At 54.1% G+C, this 20892-nt stretch carries 15 protein-coding genes; 4 read left to right on the top strand and 11 right to left on the bottom strand.

What is annotated here, in order from left to right; translation table 11 throughout:
* Positions 1-31 precede the first annotated feature (31 nt).
* The 9 genes from lpxK to G9X48_RS02125 all read right to left on the bottom strand — a co-directional run bounded on the left by lpxK (position 32) and on the right by G9X48_RS02125 (position 11597).
* The gene (lpxK, locus tag G9X48_RS02165) at positions 32-1009 is read right to left on the bottom strand and encodes a tetraacyldisaccharide 4'-kinase (protein WP_097647832.1); all 978 of its coding nucleotides are present in this window, start codon (positions 1007-1009) and stop codon (positions 32-34) included.
* On the bottom strand, positions 1006-2754 hold the full coding sequence (gene msbA / locus G9X48_RS02160; RefSeq protein WP_004387352.1) for a lipid A ABC transporter ATP-binding protein/permease MsbA: 1749 nt from the start codon (positions 2752-2754) through the stop codon (positions 1006-1008). Before msbA ends, lpxK begins: the two co-directional genes overlap by 4 nt.
* A gap of 36 nt (positions 2755-2790) precedes the next feature.
* Positions 2791-5049, bottom strand: coding sequence for a ComEC family protein (locus tag G9X48_RS02155; RefSeq protein ID WP_097641046.1), 2259 nt, complete (start codon positions 5047-5049; stop codon positions 2791-2793).
* 204 nt (positions 5050-5253) lie between these two features.
* Positions 5254-5538, bottom strand: coding sequence for an integration host factor subunit beta (gene ihfB / locus G9X48_RS02150; RefSeq protein WP_004387353.1), 285 nt, complete (start codon positions 5536-5538; stop codon positions 5254-5256).
* 114 nt (positions 5539-5652) lie between these two features.
* Positions 5653-7326: a 30S ribosomal protein S1 gene (gene rpsA, locus G9X48_RS02145; protein WP_004387354.1), complete on the bottom strand. Its 1674-nt coding sequence runs from the start codon at positions 7324-7326 to the stop codon at positions 5653-5655.
* Between the two features lie 111 nt (positions 7327-7437).
* Positions 7438-8124 (bottom strand): (d)CMP kinase, encoded by a 687-nt coding sequence (cmk, locus tag G9X48_RS02140; protein WP_063264830.1) that lies wholly within the window; start codon positions 8122-8124, stop codon positions 7438-7440.
* Between the two features lie 177 nt (positions 8125-8301).
* A complete protein-coding gene (gene aroA, locus G9X48_RS02135) occupies positions 8302-9588 on the bottom strand; it encodes a 3-phosphoshikimate 1-carboxyvinyltransferase (protein WP_097641047.1) in 1287 nt (428 codons plus the stop codon).
* A gap of 68 nt (positions 9589-9656) precedes the next feature.
* Positions 9657-10742 carry a 3-phosphoserine/phosphohydroxythreonine transaminase gene (gene serC, locus G9X48_RS02130; protein WP_097641048.1) on the bottom strand — a complete coding sequence of 362 codons (1086 nt, stop codon included), beginning with the start codon at positions 10740-10742 and terminating at the stop codon, positions 9657-9659.
* Positions 10743-10904: 162 nt separating this feature from the next.
* The gene (locus G9X48_RS02125) at positions 10905-11597 is read right to left on the bottom strand and encodes a DUF421 domain-containing protein (RefSeq protein WP_004387357.1); all 693 of its coding nucleotides are present in this window, start codon (positions 11595-11597) and stop codon (positions 10905-10907) included.
* Between the two features lie 141 nt (positions 11598-11738).
* Between G9X48_RS02125 and ycaO the strand changes: the two genes are divergently transcribed.
* The 4 genes from ycaO to pflA all read left to right on the top strand — a co-directional run bounded on the left by ycaO (position 11739) and on the right by pflA (position 18033).
* Positions 11739-13502, top strand: coding sequence for a 30S ribosomal protein S12 methylthiotransferase accessory factor YcaO (ycaO, locus tag G9X48_RS02120; protein WP_097641049.1), 1764 nt, complete (start codon positions 11739-11741; stop codon positions 13500-13502).
* Positions 13503-13905: 403 nt separating this feature from the next.
* The gene (focA, locus tag G9X48_RS02115; RefSeq protein ID WP_097641050.1) at positions 13906-14763 is read left to right on the top strand and encodes a formate transporter FocA; all 858 of its coding nucleotides are present in this window, start codon (positions 13906-13908) and stop codon (positions 14761-14763) included.
* Between the two features lie 51 nt (positions 14764-14814).
* The gene (pflB, locus tag G9X48_RS02110) at positions 14815-17097 is read left to right on the top strand and encodes a formate C-acetyltransferase (RefSeq protein WP_004387360.1); all 2283 of its coding nucleotides are present in this window, start codon (positions 14815-14817) and stop codon (positions 17095-17097) included.
* A gap of 195 nt (positions 17098-17292) precedes the next feature.
* Positions 17293-18033 carry a pyruvate formate lyase 1-activating protein gene (gene pflA, locus G9X48_RS02105; protein ID WP_007782507.1) on the top strand — a complete coding sequence of 247 codons (741 nt, stop codon included), beginning with the start codon at positions 17293-17295 and terminating at the stop codon, positions 18031-18033.
* A gap of 33 nt (positions 18034-18066) precedes the next feature.
* Here the strand turns inward: pflA and G9X48_RS02100 are convergent, their stop codons facing one another.
* Together G9X48_RS02100 and serS are read right to left on the bottom strand one after the other, a co-directional pair.
* Positions 18067-19215 carry an MFS transporter gene (locus tag G9X48_RS02100; RefSeq protein ID WP_004387362.1) on the bottom strand — a complete coding sequence of 383 codons (1149 nt, stop codon included), beginning with the start codon at positions 19213-19215 and terminating at the stop codon, positions 18067-18069.
* Between the two features lie 295 nt (positions 19216-19510).
* A complete protein-coding gene (gene serS, locus G9X48_RS02095) occupies positions 19511-20803 on the bottom strand; it encodes a serine--tRNA ligase (RefSeq protein WP_007866459.1) in 1293 nt (430 codons plus the stop codon).
* Positions 20804-20892: the final 89 nt, after the last annotated feature.

Raw genomic sequence — 20892 nt, 5'->3', positions numbered from 1 at the left:
CGCTCCCGTCCGCTATGGCTGGCGCCCCTGCTTAACGCACCAGCGTGAGAATGTCCTTCAGTAATTGATCGGCTTGCGGCTGCGCAAGCGTCGCGTCGACTGGCAGATACCACCAGTTATCATGGGCGAAGGCGCGACATTTCACCGCGTCTTTTTCCGTCATCAGCAGGCTCTGACCTTCGCTGAGCAACGCCAGCACGTCGGTTTCGCGCAGCGCCTGATGGTCAGCGAGGCTCACGGTTTTAACAGGTGTCAGGCCACATTTTTCAAGCGTGGCAAAGAAGCGCGGCGGATGACCGATTCCCGCCATCGCCACCACATTTTCCAGCGTATTGACCGGACGCCTTTCACCGCTGCGTAAATTAACCGCGAGCCCTGGTTCAAGCTGCATGGCGATTTCGCCGGGACGCGCTTCTCCGCCATTGGTAATGACCGCATCAACCTGCTTAAGCCTGGATGCGCGCTCACGCATTGGGCCTGCCGGAAGCCACCAACCGTTGCCGAAACGGCGCACGCCATCAACCACCACGATTTCTTTATCGCGCGCCAGCGCGTAGTGCTGAAGACCATCATCGGTAATGATGATTTGCGGCCCGGCGTTATCGATAAGCGCCTGCACCGCCTGCGCGCGATTGGCGGATACCGCCACGGGCGCGCCGGTGCGCTGGTAGATAAGCACCGGCTCGTCGCCTGCTTGCGCAGGCGTGGCAGCTGCGCTAAGCACTAACGGATAATGCGCAGCCTTCCCGCCGTAACCGCGCGATACTACGCCTGCGCGTATACCTCGCTGCTGCAGTTGCTCGACCAGCCAGACCACGACCGGCGTTTTACCGTTGCCGCCTGCGGTAAGATTCCCCACCACGACCACCGGCACCGGCGCGCGCCAGGCCTTACGTAAGCCCAGCTGATAGCTCAGGCGAATAGCGCCGCTAATGAGGCCATACAGCCAGGAGAGCGGCAGCAGGAGCACCCATAACAGCGAACGGCCAGACCAGATGCGCTCAATCATTGCCCAAACTGCATTTTATGAAGCTGCGCATAGACGCCATGCTGCTCCAGAAGCTCGGTATGATTGCCTCGCTCGACAATGCGTCCGTCTTCGATAACCACGATTTCGTCCGCCTGCTCGATAGTCGAAAGACGATGCGCGATAACCAGCGAGGTGCGGTTCTTTTGCAGTTCATCCAGCGCGGCCTGAATAGCACGTTCTGATTCGGTATCCAGCGCAGACGTCGCTTCATCGAGGATAAGGATGGGGCTGTCTCGCAGCAGCGCGCGGGCAATCGCGATACGCTGACGCTGACCACCGGAAAGCAGAACGCCGTTTTCGCCGATGACCGTATCCAGACCGTTATCCATCTTATTGATGAAATCCATCGCATAAGCCATACGGGCGGCATTCTCAATGGCTTCACGGCTGTAAACATCGGTGCGCGCGTAAGCAATGTTATTCGCGATGGTGTCATTAAAGAGATGCACGTTCTGCGATACCAGCGCAACCTGATTACGCAACGACGATAGCGTGTAGTCGCGCAGGTCGTGGCCATCCATCAGGATTTCGCCGCTGTCGATGTCATAAAAACGCGTGATGAGGCTTGCGAGTGTAGATTTACCAGAGCCTGAACGCCCCACCAGCGCGACCGTCTTCCCGGCAGGGATAGACAGGTTGATATCACGCAGTGCCGGAATTTCACGTCCCGGGTAGGTAAAGGTGACATTGCGGAATTCGAGATTCCCCTGCGCACGTTCGATGACACGCGTGCCTTCGTCTTTTTCCTGCTCGCTATCGAGAATAGCGAACAGCGTCTGACAGGCTGCCATCCCGCGCTGGAACTGAGCGTTCACGTTAGTCAGCGATTTCAGCGGGCGCATCAGGGCAATCATGGACGAGAACACAACCGTGATGGTACCTGCCGTCAGGGTTTCCATGACGCTCGGGAAGCTTGCCGCATAGAGCACAAACGCCAGCGCCAGGGACGCTATCAGCTGAATAATCGGGTCAGAAATTGACGAGGCCGAGACCATTTTCATGCCCTGCAGACGCATCTTGTTGCTGACCTTAGCAAAACGCTCGCCTTCAACCTGCTGGCCACCGAAAATCAGTACTTCTTTATGGCCTTTAAGCATTTGCTCCGCGCTGGTCGTCACCTGCCCCATGGTGTTCTGCATGTTTTTACTGATGCTGCGAAAGCGTTTCGACACGACACGAATCGCCAGTGACACAATTGGTGCCAGTACGATAAGGATCAGCGAAAGCTGCCAGCTGTAGTAGAACATCATGATGAACAGACCAATGATTGACGCCCCTTCACGCACGACGGTAATCAGCGCGCTGGATGAAGAAGACGCCACCTGCTCAGAATCGTAGGTGATGCGGGAGAGCAAGGTACCGGTAGATTGTTTATCAAAGAAAGAGACAGGCATGCCCATCATATGATTAAACAAACGGCGGCGCATCGTCATGACGACTTTCCCGGAAACCCAGGAGATGCAATAACTGGAAACATAGCTGGTGATACCGCGCAGGATCATCAGCCCAATGACCACCAGTGGCATCCATAGCAGCACTGAGCGATCGGTTTTACCGAAACCATCATCCAGTAATGGTTTAAGTAGCGATAGCATATAGGTATCGCTGGCTGCGTTGAGTATTAACGCTACCCCAGCCACAATCAGACCCGTTTTAAAGGGCGCTATCACCGGCCAGAGTCGGCGGAAGGTCTGCCACGTGGAGAGATCTTTATCGTTATGCATTCAAAAAACCAGCTTTCGTTGAAATAGCCGCATATTCTACCTGTATTCAGCAGGTGAGCCAAACCACTCATGATACCAGCGGGGTGAAATCTGTTCTCTTAACCCCTCGATTTTCCATTGCCCTGATGAAAAAGAGACTGAAAGCTGCCCGGCATGTGCCGTATCAAACCACTGATAACGGTGCTGCTGATAGCGTTTCACCACTTTTGCTGAAGGTAACCGCCAGGCGTTATATCGTGATGCCGACGCCAGCGCCGCTTTGCCATTCACTACCGATAACAGCGTAGGCGTCGATGAAGTACGGCTGCCGTGGTGAGGCACCTGAAGAATATCCGCCTGCAACGGTTGCCACTGGTTTTTGAGCATAGCCAACTCTGCGGAAGCTTCAATATCGCCTGTTAGCAGGATGCTGTGCTCGCCGTCATCCACTTTAACGACACAGGAGCGGTTATTGCCTCGCTCCTGATAACCTTCAGGGGGCCAGTGAACCGTAAAAATCAGCCCCTGCCAGCGCCAGTGCGCGCCTTTGACACAGGGGATATGACCAGCCCAGTGGAGCGAACTGCGTATCCACATCGTCGGCCACGTACTGGTAAGGCTCTCCAGACCGCCACGGTGATCGAGATGTTCATGGCTGATGATGACGCCCTCAGGCTTGAGATGATGCCACCGTAGCCAGGGAATAATGATTTGCTGCGCGCTGTCGCCGCCCGGCCACGCGTTGCCGCTGTCATAGAGTATCGCTCTGCCGTGGCGCTCAATGACGATGGCAAGCCCATGTCCGATATCCAGCATGTGCAGCCGCCAGACATCATCTGTCGTTTTTTGCCAGAAGGGCCATGTCAACAGGCCCAGTGAGATACCACACGTGGCGGGCGAAATGCGGTGCCAGCCCACTCTCAACGCAATCATAATCAGCCACGGGGCGAGTGTTACCCACTGATAGCGCTGGTCCAGGCTCAGCCATCCGGGGGGAAGCTCTCGCAACAGCCAGAAAAGCAACGCGAGCGATCTATCAGCCAGCAAACCCGCGTAATGTTCCAGCCATGCCAGATGCGCCAGATCCAGCACCATGCTCAACAGCACCAGTGGAACAACGACGAAAGTAATGACTGGCACCGCAATTAGATTTGCCAGTAGCGATGTCAGGCTGAGCCCGTGGAACAACAGCAACTGAAGCGGCAGCAGAAGGAGCGTCATACCACATTGCAGATGCAGCAAGCTTTTTAACGGTCGCCATTTCCCTTCCGCGCGCAGCGGCACCCACTGATACCAGAAAATCAGCGCCGCCACGGCAAAGGCCGAGAGCCAGAGGCTTTCCGATAATATCGCCACAGGATCAAAAAACAGGATGGCCGCGACGCAGCACATCCATACCTGCCAGGGCGTCCATTGCCTGCCGCAAAGCCGCAGCGCGCACCACGCGGACAGAGCGATAAGCGTTCTGATGGCAGGCGGATTACTCCCGCTAAGCCAGGTATAGAGCGCCGCCGCAATAAGCATCGCCAGCAAAGGAAACCGGTAGCCTAAGCGACGCGCAGGCAGTAATAGTTGCAGTAATCGCGCCAGCGCCCATCCAAGCGTCCCCGCAAAGCCGATGTGCAACCCTGAGATAGCCATCAAATGCGCGGTGCCGGTTTCACGAAGCAAGCGTTTGACATCGTCCGTCAATGCCATGCGTTCGCCAAAACCGAGCGCCAGTATCACTGGCTGCCAGTTAAAAGCCGCCATATGGTGACTGAAAGAAGCCAGATAACGAGCCCGAAAGCTGCAGCTATCTTCAAGTAGTTGCGCAGATACAACACGCCCTGTCAGCGGTAAATGTTGCGACAAGGCATAACGCTGGCTGTCAAAACCGCCCTCGTTGAGCTGCCCGTGAACTGGCCGCAGGCGCAACGTCATCAACCAGCGCTGACCGGCACAGGCCTTTTTTGGTAAATAGCTGTCTCGCAGTACCACGCCAGGCGCAGGAAACCACCGCTTGCCGTCTGCCCGGTAAATTTTAATATGGTGTTCCGTAGCGCCATCAGTCCCGGTAATAACGGCTTCAACCTGGTGCGTTTTTGTCGTTAACAAATCATATGGCAGCGTAACCTGTCGGGCAGCGAGCAGCCCCCAACAAAAGAAAAGCAGCGCCAGCGCCAGAAACCGCACAGCGGAATGTCGCAAAAACAGCATTAACGTCGATGCAATTGTGATGACGGCTATCTGCGCGATACCCGGTAGCGAAGGTAAGAACAGCAGTGGCGACAGACCAGCCATAACGCACAGGCTCAACACGGGCAGTGAGATCACAGACACCTCCTTGTTGCCACGAAGTGTGCGGCCGAAAAGGAACGTTGTCAGGCTGTAACTGGTGGATTTACGAGATGTGCAGAGAAGAATTTATGGTATTGCAGATGTTGCAGGAAATGCGTCGAGATAGCTCGCAAGGTCATGTGATGGGTACAAAAAACGGCACCCGTAAGTACCGTTTTCTGCAAGGTTAAGCGATAAACCTTAACCGTAAATATTGGCGCGGTCGCGTAGTTCTTTACCCGGTTTAAAGTGCGGAACGTATTTACCTTCCAGCTCGACTTTATCACCTGTTTTGGGGTTACGCCCGGTGCGTGGTGCGCGATAGTGTAAGGAGAAACTGCCGAAACCCCGGATTTCAATACGCTCGCCCTGGGCAAGGGTAGAGGCCATATGTTCCAGCATCTCTTTAACCGCATCTTCCACCGCTTTCGCCGGGATATGGGAGTGCTGGCTTGCAAGTCTTTCGATTAATTCTGACTTGGTCATGTTTCCTCCGGTTTCCATTCAGGAAAATTGTCTTACAGCTATCATCGAACAAGGGCGGCCAAAGCCGCCCTTAGTGTCTGATTACAGGCCGGAACCTGTAATCTGTCAAGGCAATTACTCGCCTTTAGCTGCTTTGAACGCTTCAGCCATTGCGTTAGAGAAGTTGCCTTCTTCCTGTTTGTTGTTAACAGAAGCGATTGCATCTTTCTCGTCAGCTTCGTCTTTCGCACGAACAGACAGGCTCACAACGCGGTTCTTACGATCAACGCCGGTGAATTTAGCTTCAACGTCGTCACCAACGCTCAGAACCAGAGTCGCGTCTTCTACGCGGTCACGGGAAGCTTCAGAAGCGCGCAGGTAACCTTCAACGCCGTCTGCTAATTCAACTGTAGCACCTTTCGCGTCAACTGCGGTTACTTTACCAGTAACGATTGCACCTTTCTTGTTCAGTGCAACGTAGTTGTTGAACGGATCTTCTGCGAGCTGTTTAACGCCCAGAGAGATACGCTCACGCTCTGCGTCAACCTGCAGTACAACGGCAGCGATTTCGTCGCCTTTTTTGTACTCGCGAACGGCTTCTTCGCCAGCCACGTTCCAGGAGATGTCAGACAGGTGAACCAGACCGTCGATGCCGCCGTCCAGGCCGATGAAGATACCGAAGTCAGTGATAGACTTGATTTTACCTTCAACGCGATCGCCTTTGTTGTGGGTCTCAGCGAACTGCTGCCACGGGTTGGCTTTGCACTGTTTCAGGCCCAGGGAGATACGACGACGTTCTTCGTCGATATCCAGAACCATCACTTCTACCACGTCACCAACGTTAACGACTTTGGACGGGTGGATGTTTTTGTTGGTCCAGTCCATTTCGGAAACGTGTACCAGGCCTTCAACGCCTTCTTCGATTTCAACGAAGCAGCCGTAGTCGGTCAGGTTGGTTACGCGACCAGTCAGGCGGGTGCCTTCCGGGTAACGTTTAGCGATAGCAACCCACGGATCTTCGCCCAGCTGTTTCAGGCCCAGGGAGACACGGGTACGCTCGCGGTCGAACTTCAGCACTTTAACAGTGATTTCGTCGCCCACGTTCACGATTTCGCTCGGATGCTTAACGCGTTTCCAGGCCATATCAGTGATGTGCAGCAGGCCGTCTACGCCGCCCAGATCAACGAATGCACCGTAGTCAGTGAGGTTCTTAACGATACCTTTAACTTCCATGCCTTCCTGCAGGTTTTCCAGCAGCTGATCGCGCTCTGCGCTGTTTTCAGATTCGATAACGGCACGACGAGAAACAACAACGTTGTTGCGCTTCTGATCCAGCTTGATTACTTTGAATTCAAGCTCTTTGCCTTCGAGGTGCAGGGTGTCACGAACCGGACGCACGTCTACCAGGGAACCCGGCAGGAACGCACGAATACCGTTCAGCTCAACAGTGAAGCCGCCCTTGACTTTGCCATTGATAACACCAGTAACGGTTGCAGCTTCTTCGTAAGCTTTTTCCAGCATCAGCCACGCTTCGTGACGTTTAGCTTTCTCACGAGACAGCAGGGTTTCACCGAAACCGTCTTCTACTGCATCCAGAGCAACGTCAACTTCGTCACCAACCTGGATTTCAATTTCGCCCTGGGCGTTTTTGAACTGCTCTGCCGGAATGGCGGACTCAGATTTCAGACCGGCGTCAACCAGTACTACGTCTTTGTCGATAGCAACAACAACGCCACGAACGATAGAACCCGGGCGGGTTTCGATTTCTTTCAGGGATTCTTCAAAGAGTTGAGCAAAAGATTCAGTCATGTTTAATCTTCAGGTTTTAAATTAACGTCCACCTGGCATCATGCTGGGTGGGGTTGTTTCACATACCCGCTGTCACTCCATTGCAACGGGGGTACTGCAAATTCGGTCGCGTTACTTCGCGAGCGCCAGTTTTTCACGGGCGTATTCAAGCGCCTTTTCGATAACCTCTTCAATGCTAAGGCTGGTGGAATCCAGCACCAGAGCATCGTGCGCGGGCACTAACGGCGCTACTGGCCGGTTACGATCGCGGTCATCGCGCTCTTTTATCTCGGCCAAAAGGCGTTCAAAGTTAACACTAAAGCCCTTTTCCTGCAACTGTAGCATACGGCGATGAGCACGTTCCTCGGAGGAAGCGTCAAGGAAAATTTTCACAGGCGCATCAGGGAAAACCACCGTTCCCATGTCGCGCCCGTCGGCAATCAGGCCGGGTGCTTCTCGAAATGCGCGCTGACGGCGCAGCAGTGCTTCGCGCACACGCGGGAACGCGGCAATCTGCGAGGCGGCGTTGGCCACGTCCTGAGTACGGATCTCGGCACTGACGTCTTCACCTTCCAGAATGACCTCCAGCTCGCCCTGCTGCGCGACGAAGCGCACATCCAGATGCGCTGCCAGCGGAACGAGCGCTTCTTCGGAATCGACATCAACATGATGATGCAGGGCGGCCAGCGCGAGAACCCGATAGATGGCGCCGGAATCCAGCAAATGCCATTGCAGGGTTTCAGCCATCGCTTTACAGAGCGTGCCTTTCCCTGCGCCGCTTGGGCCATCGATTGTGATTACCGGGACGGATGCCGTCATCTTTTTCTCCTTCAATAACAAATGGCAGGCCTGCAACGTGAACGCGGCGCATTATACGCTTCATCACCGCAGACTGTTATCTTTCCGGCAAAATATCGCCGCCATTGTGGCTGAGTGTAGAAGAAGTGGGCGCAGATGCCCGGAACGGCGCGCTGCCGTTCCGGGAAAACCGCGTATTCAAGCGGAGTGGCTGATACGCGCGAGCTGCGCGAAATAATTCGGGAAGGTTTTCGCGGTGCATTTCGGGTCGAGAATCGTAACCGGCGTGTCGGAAAGCGCCACCAGCGAGAAACACATCGCCATGCGATGATCGTTATAGGTGCCGATATCCGCAAACTGTAACTGCGCAGGCGGCGTGACGGTAATGAAGTCATGCCCCTCTTCAACCGTAGCGCCGACTTTGCGCAGCTCGGTGGCCATCGCCGCCAGACGATCGGTTTCTTTCACACGCCAGTTATAGATATTACGAAGCGTGGTGGTGCCTCTAGCAAACAACGCGGTAGTGGCGATGGTCATCGCCGCGTCGGGAATATGGTTCATATCCATATCAATCGCGTTCAGCTCACCGCGGGTGCAGCTGATGAAATCGTCACCCCAGGTGATATGTGCGCCCATTTTCTCCAGCACGTCAGCAAAGCGAATATCGCCCTGCACACTATTGCGCCCAATACCGGTGACTTTGACAGTGCCGCCTTTAATGGCTGCCGCCGCGAGGAAATAAGACGCGGAAGACGCATCGCCTTCTACCAGATAATGTCCTGGCGACTGGTACTGCTGGCCGCCCTGAATGACAAAACGCTGGTAGTTTTGGTTTTCCACCTCAACCCCAAAGGTTTTCATCAGGTGCAGCGTGATATCAATGTAGGGCTTTGATACCAGCTCGCCTTTAATGTCGATAGCGGTGTTGCCCGGTGCCAGCGGAGCGGCCATTAACAGCGCGGTCAGGAACTGGCTTGAAACGCTGCCATCAACGGTCACGTTGCCACCGGTGAATCCGCCTTTCAGATGCAGCGGCGGATAGTTTTCCTGCTCCAGATACGTGACATCTGCGCCGCCCTGACGCAGCGCGTCGACCAGATGTCCAATCGGGCGCTCTTTCATGCGCGGCTCGCCAGTCAGCACCACATTATTAGTGCCAAGGCACAGCGCCGCTGCCAGCGGACGCATTGCGGTTCCGGCGTTACCTAAAAACAGTTCCAGTTCCACGAGCGTATTGAACGGCCCGCCCTGCCCCTGAATTTCGCAGCGGGTGCGATCGTCAGAAAGCGAATAATGAACGCCAAGCGCTTTCAGCGCGTTGAGCATATGGCGCACGTCATCGCTGTCTAACAGATTGGTGAGCGTGGTGGTGCCTTTCGCCAGTGCCGCCAATAGCAGCGCCCGGTTGGAAACGCTCTTGGAGCCAGGAAGGTTAATAGTGCCATCCACGCGCGCGATGGGTTGTAAGGTCAGGGATTCCTGCATGAAAAAAGTCTCGATAAAACAGAATAAAAACCCCGCGGCCAGCCGCGGGGCGAAACGTAACGGAAGGATTAGCCGTGGCGGCGTTCGAAATCCACCATAAAGTCGGTCAGGGCTTTTACCCCTTCGAGCGGCATCGCGTTGTAAATAGAGGCGCGCATGCCGCCCACCACGCGGTGGCCTTTCAGCGCGTGCAGGCCCGCAGCAAAGGACTCTTCAAGGAACAGCTTATCCAGGCTGCTGTCGGCGAGCTGGAACGGTACGTTCATGCGTGAACGGTTAGCCGTTGCAACATCGTTGCGATAGAAATCACTGTTATCAATCACGCCGTAGAGCAGATCGGCTTTTTGCTGGTTGATCTTGTCCATCGCCGCCACGCCGCCGTTGGTTTTGAGCCATTTAAACACCAGGCCCGCGAGATACCAGGCAAACGTCGGCGGCGTGTTGAACATGGAGTCGTTTTCGCTCAGCACGCTGTAATCCAGCACCGACGGGCAAGAGACATGCGCCTTGCCAAGCAGATCCTCACGCACGATAACCAGCGTCAGGCCCGCCGGGCCAATGTTTTTCTGCGCGCCCGCGTAGATGACGCCGTAACGGCTGACATCAACCGGATGAGAAAGAATGGTGGAGGAGAAATCGGCGGTAACGATAGCGTCGCCAAAATCAGGCGTATCGTTAATCGCGATGCCGTCGATGGTTTCATTCGGGCAGTAGTGGACGTAAGCGGCATCCGCCGAGAGCTGCCATTCGCTCATCGGCTTAATGGCGCGTTTGCCATCAACGGTGATTTTCGCGTCGATCACATTCGGCGTCAGGTATTTTTTGGCTTCTTTAACCGCGCTTGCCGCCCAGTAGCCGCCATCAACATAATCGGCAGTCGTTTTGTCGCCCAGCAGATTCAGCGGAAGCGCGGAGAACTGCCCGCGTCCGCCGCCGTGGCAGAATAACACTTTGTAATTTGAGGGGATCTCCAGCAGATCGCGAAAATCCTGTTCCGCCTGTTCCGCCACCTGAATAAACTCTTTACTGCGGTGGCTGATTTCCATCACAGAGGTGCCTAACCCCTGCCAGTCACGCAACTCTTCCTGAGCCACTCGTAACACATCCGCCGGCAACATCGCCGGGCCAGAACTAAAATTGTAGACCTGAGCCATTTCCCCTCACCACGCTAAAAGCAATAAGTTTTTCCTGTGGCTATCGGTTTTATCATTCCGTTGAGAGGGCTGCAACGGCTAATCCTGGCGCCAGGGGGAATGTGCGCCAAATCACACAACACAATCCGCCAGCGCAGCGCCCGCTGACGGTGGAATTTGCTGTCAGGTGACGCGGGTCGCGGTGCTTGCCTTCACCCATATATGGTTTTTACAACGCGGACAGGACGGTTTCACACCGGCATCAAACGTCACCACTTCGCTACACCGGATACAGGCGTAATCGCCGGTTTCAGGGATGTGTTCAAAACGCTCGCTGCAATACTCCGGCAGAATCGACAGTCCCGGTCGTACCAGTTTGTCGGGATAGTAGTAAACGCTGATTTGACCATTAGCCTCAAGGATAGCGAGTCGCACCTGCCCCAGATGCTCCACGCCTTTGGTACGCAGCTCCATAAAAAACTCAAATTCGGTCATGTTCTCCCGGTTGAGCTTTTCCCAGGCCAGCTCGCCGTCTTCAATAATGATGCGCGGTTTGCCCTCCAGTAGATCCTCAAGCTTTTCGCTACAGGACATCAGCCACATCACCAGACGATAGAGCACGCCGAGCGTAACAAACACTACCAGCACGGGCAGCAGCGGCACGTCGTCATAAAACGCCACGTCCCCCGCCGCTGATCCGAGCGTTAGAATGATTAGTACTTCAAAGAGCGACATCTGACGCACGCCGCGTCGCCCGGTAATTTTGAGAAACAGAAACACCAGGATAAAGGTGTAAAGGCTGCGCAGCGCGACTTCACCCAAAAATTCTAATGGAAACTTGTCAAGCGCCATCCGTTGCAAATCGAAAGCTTTCATATTTTTCTTACGCCATAACAGGGAGTTATCTTGATTAAGGATAGTCGTAAGATTTATTTTTGCCGCATCGGGCGGGACGATGGCGCAGAAGGGCTAAAATCCGTATCATTGCGTGCTTTGCGTACGATAAAAGTGGATCCCATGACTCAAACCTTCATCCCCGGCAAAGATGCCGCACTGGAAGACTCCATTGCTCGCTTCCAGCAGAAACTCACCGATCTGGGCTTTAACATCGAAGAAGCCTCCTGGCTAAACCCGGTGCCGAACGTCTGGTCTGTGCATATTCGCGACAAAGAGTGCGCGCTGTGCTTTACCAACGGTAAAGGTGCCACCAAAAAAGCCGCGCTGGCTTCCGCGCTGGGCGAATACTTTGAGCGTCTGTCCACCAACTATTTCTTCGCCGATTTCTGGCTGGGCGATACGATCGCAAACGGCCCGTTCGTGCACTATCCGAACGAAAAATGGTTTCCGATCCCGCAAAGCGATGAACTGCCGGAAGGCATTCTTGATGCCCGCCTGCGCGCGTTTTACGATCCGGAGAACGAACTGACCGCCAGCATGCTGGTTGACCTGCAGTCTGGTAATGAAGAGCGCGGCATCTGCGCCCTGCCGTTCACCCGCCAGTCAGATGAACAGACCGTTTACATTCCGATGAACATCGTCGGCAACCTGTATGTGTCCAACGGCATGTCCGCGGGCAATACCCGGAACGAAGCCCGTGTTCAGGGGCTGTCTGAAGTGTTTGAGCGTCATATCAAGAACCGCATTATTGCCGAAAGCATCAGCCTGCCGGAGATCCCGCAGGAGGTGCTGGCGCGCTATCCAGGCGTGGTCGAGGCTATCAATACGCTCGAAGCGGAAGGCTTCCCGATTTTCGCTTACGACGGCTCTCTCGGCGGAAAATATCCGGTTATCTGCGTTGTGCTGTTTAACCCGTCTAACGGCACCTGCTTTGCCTCCTTCGGCGCGCATCCCGATTTCGGCGTAGCGCTGGAGCGTACCGTCACCGAACTGCTGCAGGGCCGCGGCCTGAAAGATCTCGACGTGTTTACGCCACCGACGTTCGATGATGAAGAAGTGGCCGAACATGCGAACCTTGAGACGCACTTCATCGACTCCAGCGGTCTTATCTCCTGGGATATGTTCAAGCAGGACGCGGATTATCCGTTTGTAGACTGGAGCTTCGCCGGTACGACGGAAGAAGAGTTCGCTACTTTGATGGCGATTTTTAAGGCTGAAGATAAAGAAGTCTACATCGCCGATTACGAGCATCTGGGCGTTTACGCCTGTCGTATCATTGTGCCGGGCATGTCTGACATCTATCCGGCAGAGGATCTGCTGCTCGCGAATAACAATATGGGTAGCCATCTGCGCGAAACGCTGCTGGCGCTGCCGGGCAGCGAGTGGGAGAAAGAAGATTATCTGAACCTGATCGCTCAACTGGACGAAGAAGGCCATGACGACTTCACTCGCGTGCGCGAACTGCTGGGCCTGGCAACGGGTAAAGATAACGGCTGGTATACCCTGCGCATCGGCGAGCTAAAAGCGATGCTGGCGCTGGCTGGCGGCGATCTGGATCAGGCGCTGATCTGGACCGAGTGGACCATGGAATTTAACGCATCGGTGTTTAGCGCCGGGCGCGCCAATTATTATCGTTGCCTGCAGACGCTTCTGCTGCTGGCGCAGGAAGAGGAACGCGAGCCGCTACAGTACCTTAATGCCTTCGTTCGTATGTATGGCGCAGACGCGGTGGAAGCCGCGAGCGCGGCTATCAGCGGCGAAGCGCCCTTCTATGGCCTACAGCCCGTCGACGGCGATCTGAAAGCTTTCCCGGCGCATCAGTCGCTGCTGGCTGCCTATGAAAAACTTCAACGGGCTAAAGCCAGGTTTTGGCAAGGAAATTGATATAACGCATATCAATTGACCTGCTTCACACTTATGTTTAGCAAATATGACGGGGCGCGTTTACGGCCCCGTTTTTATTTGTCTGGTTAAAAGTTTGAATGTAAATATCAAGTTAATTACTGGTGAATATTAAATATATCCGCCCGGCTTGATTGTTACCTTTTTTAGCCAATAATTCATAATGATTAACACTTTATGAGGAGAGGCAAACCGCTTTTTTTCAACACTTTTAATAATATTTAAAATTTATTTTTTATTGAATAATCATAAAGTTAAGCTGAAATTGCGTAAAAACCAGACGCCTTTCAGTCCTGCAAACCTGGCGAGATATGATCCATATCAAATTTTACTGCATCATGCTTTGTTAGTATCAACTCGCCGAATAAATAAAGAGAGAGTTAGTGTGAAAGCTGACAACCCTTTTGACTCCTTACTCCCTGCTGCGATGGCGAAAGTTGCCGAGGAAGCGGGCGTTTATAAAGCCACGAAACATCCGTTAAAGACGTTTTATCTGGCAATTACGGCTGGCGTATTTATTTCCATTGCGTTTGTTTTCTATATCACCGCCACCACCGGCGCTGCCGCGATGCCTTTTGGCATTACCAAACTGATTGGCGGTATCTGTTTCTCACTCGGTCTGATTCTTTGCGTCATTTGCGGCGCCGATCTTTTTACTTCAACGGTGCTGATTGTGGTCGCCAAAGCCAGCGGGCGTATCACCTGGGGTCAGCTGACGCGCAACTGGGTAAATGTTTATATCGGCAACCTGATTGGCGCCCTGCTCTTTGTCTTACTGATGTGGCTTTCCGGCGAGTATATGACCGCCAACGGCGGCTGGGGGCTTAATGTCCTGCAAACGGCGTCGCATAAAGTTGAACACACATTTATTGAGGCAGTTTGCCTTGGCATCCTGGCTAACCTGATGGTCTGCCTGGCCGTCTGGATGAGTTATTCAGGACGCAGCCTGATTGATAAGGCCTTTATTATGATTCTGCCGGTCGGCATGTTTGTGGCCAGCGGATTCGAACATAGCATCGCCAACATGTTTATGATCCCGATGGGGATAGTGATTCGTCACTTTGGCAGCCCGGAGTTCTGGAGCGCGATCCACGCTTCGCCAGACCAATTTTCTCATCTGACCATGATGAATTTCATCGTCGATAACCTGATACCGGTAACGATTGGTAATATTATCGGTGGAGGGTTGCTTGTCGGATTGACGTACTGGGTCATTTACCTGCGTGGCGATGACCATCGCTGATAGTTGTTCCAGGCAGTAAATAAAAAATCCACTTAAGAAGGTAGGTGTTACATGTCCGAGCTTAATGAAAAGTTAGCCACAGCCTGGGAAGGTTTTGCGAAAGGCGACTGGCAGAATGAAGTCAACGTCCGCGACTTTATCCAGAAAAACTACACGCCATACGAGGGTGACGAGTCCTTCCTGGCTGGCGCAACTGAAGCCACCACTACCCTGTGGGACAAAGTTATGGAAGGCGTCAAACTGGAAAACCGCACTCATGCGCCAGTAGACTTCGACACTTCCGTGGCGTCCACCATCACTTCGCATGACGCAGGCTATATCAACAAGTCTCTTGAGAAAATTGTTGGTCTGCAGACTGAAGCTCCGCTGAAACGCGCCATTATCCCATTTGGCGGCATCAAAATGGTTGAAGGTTCCTGCAAAGCGTATAACCGCGAGCTGGATCCGCAACTGAAAAAAATCTTCACCGAATACCGTAAAACCCACAACCAGGGCGTATTCGACGTTTACACCAAAGACATCCTGAACTGCCGTAAATCCGGCGTGCTGACCGGTCTGCCGGATGCTTACGGCCGTGGCCGTATCATTGGTGACTACCGCCGCGTTGCGCTGTACGGTATCGACTTCCTGATGAAAGACAAATATGCACAGTTTGTCTCTCTGCAGCAGGACCTGGAAAATGGCGTAAACCTGGAAGCGACTATCCGTCTGCGTGAAGAAATTGCTGAACAGCACCGCGCTCTGGGCCAGATCAAAGAGATGGCAGCGAAATATGGCTGTGATATCTCCGGTCCGGCGACCAACGCTCAGGAAGCTGTACAGTGGACTTACTTCGGCTACCTGGCTGCGGTGAAATCCCAGAACGGTGCCGCGATGTCCTTTGGCCGCGTCTCCACCTTCCTTGACGTGTACATCGAACGCGACCTGAAAGCAGGCAAACTCACCGAGCAGGAAGCCCAGGAACTGATCGACCACCTGGTGATGAAACTGCGTATGGTGCGCTTCCTGCGTACACCAGAATATGATGAGCTGTTCTCCGGCGACCCGATCTGGGCGACCGAATCCGTTGGTGGTATGGGCGTTGACGGCCGTACGCTGGTAACCAAAAACAGCTTCCGTTTCCTGAACACCCTCTACACCATGGGGCCGTCTCCGGAGCCGAACATCACGATTCTGTGGTCCGAAAAACTGCCGCTGAACTTCAAAAAATTCGCGGCGAAAGTTTCCATCGACACCTCTTCTCTGCAGTACGAGAACGATGACCTGATGCGTCCGGACTTCAACAACGATGACTACGCTATCGCGTGCTGCGTAAGCCCGATGGTAGTTGGTAAGCAAATGCAGTTCTTCGGTGCTCGCGCTAACCTCGCGAAAACCATGCTGTACGCTATCAACGGCGGCGTTGATGAAAAACTGAAAATGCAGGTAGGCCCGAAATCTGAACCGATCAAAGGCGATCTGCTGAACTTCGACGAAGTCATGGAACGTATGGATCACTTCATGGACTGGCTGGCGAAACAGTACGTCACCGCCCTGAACATCATCCACTACATGCATGACAAATACAGCTACGAAGCTTCGCTGATGGCGCTGCACGATCGCGACGTTATCCGCACTATGGCGTGTGGTATCGCAGGTCTGTCTGTTGCCGCTGACTCCCTGTCTGCCATCAAATACGCGAAAGTTAAACCGATTCGCGATGAAGACGGTCTGGCTATCGACTTCGAAATCGAAGGCGAATACCCGCAGTTCGGTAACAACGACGCTCGCGTGGATGACCTGGCGGTTGACCTGGTTGAACGTTTCATGAAGAAAATTCAGAAACTGAAAACCTACCGCAACGCTATCCCGACCCAGTCCGTGCTGACCATTACCTCTAACGTGGTTTATGGTAAGAAAACCGGTAACACCCCGGATGGCCGCCGCGCTGGCGCACCGTTCGGCCCGGGTGCTAACCCGATGCACGGCCGTGACCAGAAAGGCGCTGTCGCTTCTCTGACCTCGGTTGCTAAACTGCCGTTCGCCTACGCAAAAGATGGTATCTCTTACACCTTCTCTATCGTGCCGAACGCGCTGGGTAAAGACGACGAAGTGCGTAAAACTAACCTGGCGGGCCTGATGGACGGTTACTTCCATCATGAAGCGTCTATCGAAGGCGGTCAGCACCTGAACGTGAACGTCATGAACCGCGAAATGCTGCTGGATGCGATGGAACATCCTGAGAAATACCCGCAGCTGACCATTCGCGTGTCTGGCTACGCGGTGCGTTTCAACTCGCTGACGAAAGAACAGCAGCAGGACGTCATCACCCGTACTTTCACTCAGACAATGTAATACCCGCTCTGGCTGAAAATGCGTAAAATGAAGGCTCCACGTTTGTGGGGCCTTTCTTATAACCCACCCCGGTATGAGCCTTTTCTGCAAGGCGACTGACTATACTTCAGTTATCTCGCAAAAAAGACTCGACGCGGCACAGACCGCGCTCACCCGGCCCTGTTGCATCGGGCCTGAACTGGAGATAACACCGCAATGTCAGTTACTGGTCGCATTCACTCCTACGAATCTTGTGGCACCGTCGACGGGCCGGGGATCCGCTTTATCACCTTCTTTCAGGGCTGCCTGATGCGTTGCCTCTATTGCCACAACCGCGACACCTGGGACACACACGGCGGCAAAGAGATAACGGTTGAAGAACTGATGAAAGAGGTGGTGACCTACCGGCATTTCATGAACGCCTCCGGCGGCGGCGTCACGGCATCCGGCGGCGAGGCGATACTCCAGGCGGAATTCGTCCGCGACTGGTTCCGCGCCTGTAAGAAAGAAGGCATTCATACCTGTCTTGATACCAACGGTTTCGTACGTCGCTACGATCCGGTTATCGATGAACTGCTGGAAGTAACCGATCTGGTGATGCTCGATCTCAAGCAGATGAACGATGAAATCCACCAGAATCTGGTCGGCGTCTCTAATCACCGCACGCTGGAGTTCGCCAAATATATTTCAGCCAAAGGCATCAAAACCTGGATCCGCTATGTCGTCGTTCCTGGCTGGTCTGATGATGATGATTCCGCACATCGCCTGGGCGAATTTACCCGCGATATGGGCAACGTCGAGAAAATCGAACTGCTGCCCTACCACGAGCTGGGTAAGCATAAATGGGTGGCGATGGGCGAAGAGTATAAGCTTGACGGCGTGAAACCACCGAAAAAGGAAACGATGGAGCGCGTCAAAGGGATCCTTGAGCAGTACGGCCACAAAGTGATGTACTAAAAACAACGCCCGCATCATGCGGGCGTTTTGTTATCAGGCGTGTGCCACCGGCGTAGGATGATGCCCGGCTTTGCGCATCAGCATCATCAGATAAACAAACGATACGCTGGCAATCATTACAAACAGCAGACTGTCTGAATAGCTCTGCATCAGCATGGCGGTAAAAGTTGGTCCCAGCAGGCTGCCGATGGTATAGCTCAGCAGCAGCGCCTGATTCATCGCCACCAGTTGGTGATGCTCAACCTTTTCACAGGCCCAGGCCATCGCAACCGGGTAAAGCGTAAAACCGGCGGCACCAAGAACAAACAGCGCTGGTGCCATCGCAGCCTGTGCCAGCATCGCCATGCAGCCCACGATCACGACAAACACCTGCACACGCAGCACCAGCAGACGCCCGAAACGGTCAGCCAGTTTACCGATAGGCCACTGGCCAATAATCCCGGCGCTCACCATCACCGCCATCCAGAAGCCGATCCCGGAGTCGCTCACGCCCTGATGGTTAAGGTACAGCGGCATCAGACCATACAGCGAACCCAGCACAATACCGGAGATAATGCAGCCGTTAACGCCGAGACGCGCCTGACGCAGCTTAAACATCGGCCAGACGTGCGTTTTTTCCTGATGCTCGCTGCTGCTGTTCACGATACGGGTAAAGAGCAGTGGCAGAATGGCCGCCATCACCATGCCAGTGACCCACGGCAGGACGCTCATCAGGTCGGTCGGCAGCTTGCTGACCATCAGTTGTCCGGCGACCGTGCCCAGATAATAAACCATCATATACGCCGCCAGCAGACGCCCGCGGTTACGTGCCGTGCCGCTGCACATCAGCGCGCTTTCCACGACCACCCAAATCATCGCGCAGCCGACACCCGCGATAAAACGCCACGCAAGCCAGCTCCAGAAACCGAGCGTCATGCCGAGCCCGGCACAGCCAGCAGCAAAAATCAGCGAAGCGAGATAGTAGCTGCGGTTAAATCCATAGCGCTTGATAAGCGCGCCGGTAATCAGCGTGCCCAGCAGGTTGCCGGTAAAATAAGACGAGCCGACCATACCAACCTGCCAGGTCGGCAAATTGTCATGGGCCAGCCACAGCGGTACGAGCGTATTCAGCACCGCTATCGCAAGGGTCAACAGCAGCAGGCCACAGAGCAAAAGCAGCACTGGCCGGGTATAGATAGACATGGATAAAACCGTGAGGAAGGTAAGAATTCGTGCGCATCATGCCACCAGCAACGCCAAAGTCAATCTGCCAGAAATCGCCTTTTATGGTCGAAACAGGCTGTCGATGAACAGTGTTCATTTATCCGTTACGGTACTGGTGATTTTCGCCTGGCATAATTCATTAAAAATAATAAGTTAGCTGAATAATGCCGGGTAGATATCGATGAAAAAATTTATCAATAATTCTTATAAAAGAGGCGGGTCTAAAAATGAAAAAAGCGCCCGCAGGCGCTTTTAAAAGAATGGGCGATTCACCTTAGCCGATGAATTCAAGACCTTTCATATACGGACGCAGCACTTCAGGAATTTCGATGCGGCCATCCGCCTGCTGATAGTTCTCCAGCACAGCGACCAGCGTACGTCCAACCGCCAGACCAGAACCGTTCAGGGTGTGAACCAGGCGGGTCTTTTTATCAGACTTGCTGCGGCAGCGTGCCTGCATGCGACGCGCCTGGAAATCCCACATATTGGAGCAGGAAGAGATTTCGCGGTACGTATCCTGCGCCGGAAGCCAGACTTCCAGGTCATAGGTTTTACGCGCGCCGAAGCCCATATCGCCAGAGCACAGCAGCACTTTACGGTACGGAAGACCGAGCAGTTGCAGCACTTTCTCCGCGTGGCCGGTCATTTCTTCCAGCGCCTGCATGGAATCTTCCGGACGTACAACCTGCACCATTTCCACTTTATCGAACTGGTGCATACGAATAAGACCACGGGTATCGCGGCCGTAAGAACCCGCTTCAGAGCGGAAGCACGGCGTATGCGCGGTCATTTTGATCGGCAGCGACTCTTCGTCGATGATCTCATCGCGCACGAGGTTCGTCAGCGGCACTTCTGCGGTCGGGATCAGCGCATAGTTGCTGCTGTCGGCTTCTTCTTCCAGCGGACGCGTATGGAACAGATCGCCTGCGAATTTCGGCAACTGACCCGTACCGTAGAGCGTGTCGTGGTTCACCAGATACGGCACATAGTTTTCGCTATAGCCATGCTCTTCGGTATGCAGATCCAGCATAAACTGCGACAGCGCGCGGTGCAGGCGGGCAATCTGCCCTTTCATAACCACAAAACGTGAGCCGGTCAGCTTCACGGCGCTCGCAAAATCCAGACCGCCCAGCGTTTCACCCAGCGTCACGTGATCGCGGATTTCGAAATCGAATTTACGCGGCGTGCCCCAACGGCTCACTTCTACGTTTTCGCTGTCATCTTTACCCAGCGGCACTTCATCATCCGGCAGGTTAGGCAGGGTCAGCGCGATATCACGGATTTCCGCAAGCAGCGCATCCAGCTCATTTTTCGCCGCATCAAGCTCTTCGCCGAGTTTGTTCACTTCCAGACGAAGCGGCTCAATATCCTCCCCACGCGCTTTCGCCTGGCCGATGGATTTCGATCGCGAGTTACGTTCAGCCTGCAGATTTTCAGTTTTTACCTGCAGAACTTTACGACGCTCTTCAAGAGCGACCAGCTTATCTACATCCAGCTTAAAGCCCCGGCGTGCCAGTTTTTCTGCGACTGCGTCTGGCTCGGTACGCAGCAGATTGGGATCGAGCATGCTTATCCTGTGCTTATCGAAAAAAGAAAAGGGAAAGGCGACCGCAGCCTGCGGTCGCACTGATATTCAACGATTAACCTTACCGCAAC

It is taken from the genome of Cronobacter sp. HA18006, from assembly GCF_011605445.1.
Classification (GTDB): domain Bacteria; phylum Pseudomonadota; class Gammaproteobacteria; order Enterobacterales; family Enterobacteriaceae; genus Cronobacter; species Cronobacter sakazakii.
The sequence above is the reverse complement of the archived record's forward strand: the minus strand, read 5'-3'. Positions and strand labels throughout refer to the sequence as shown.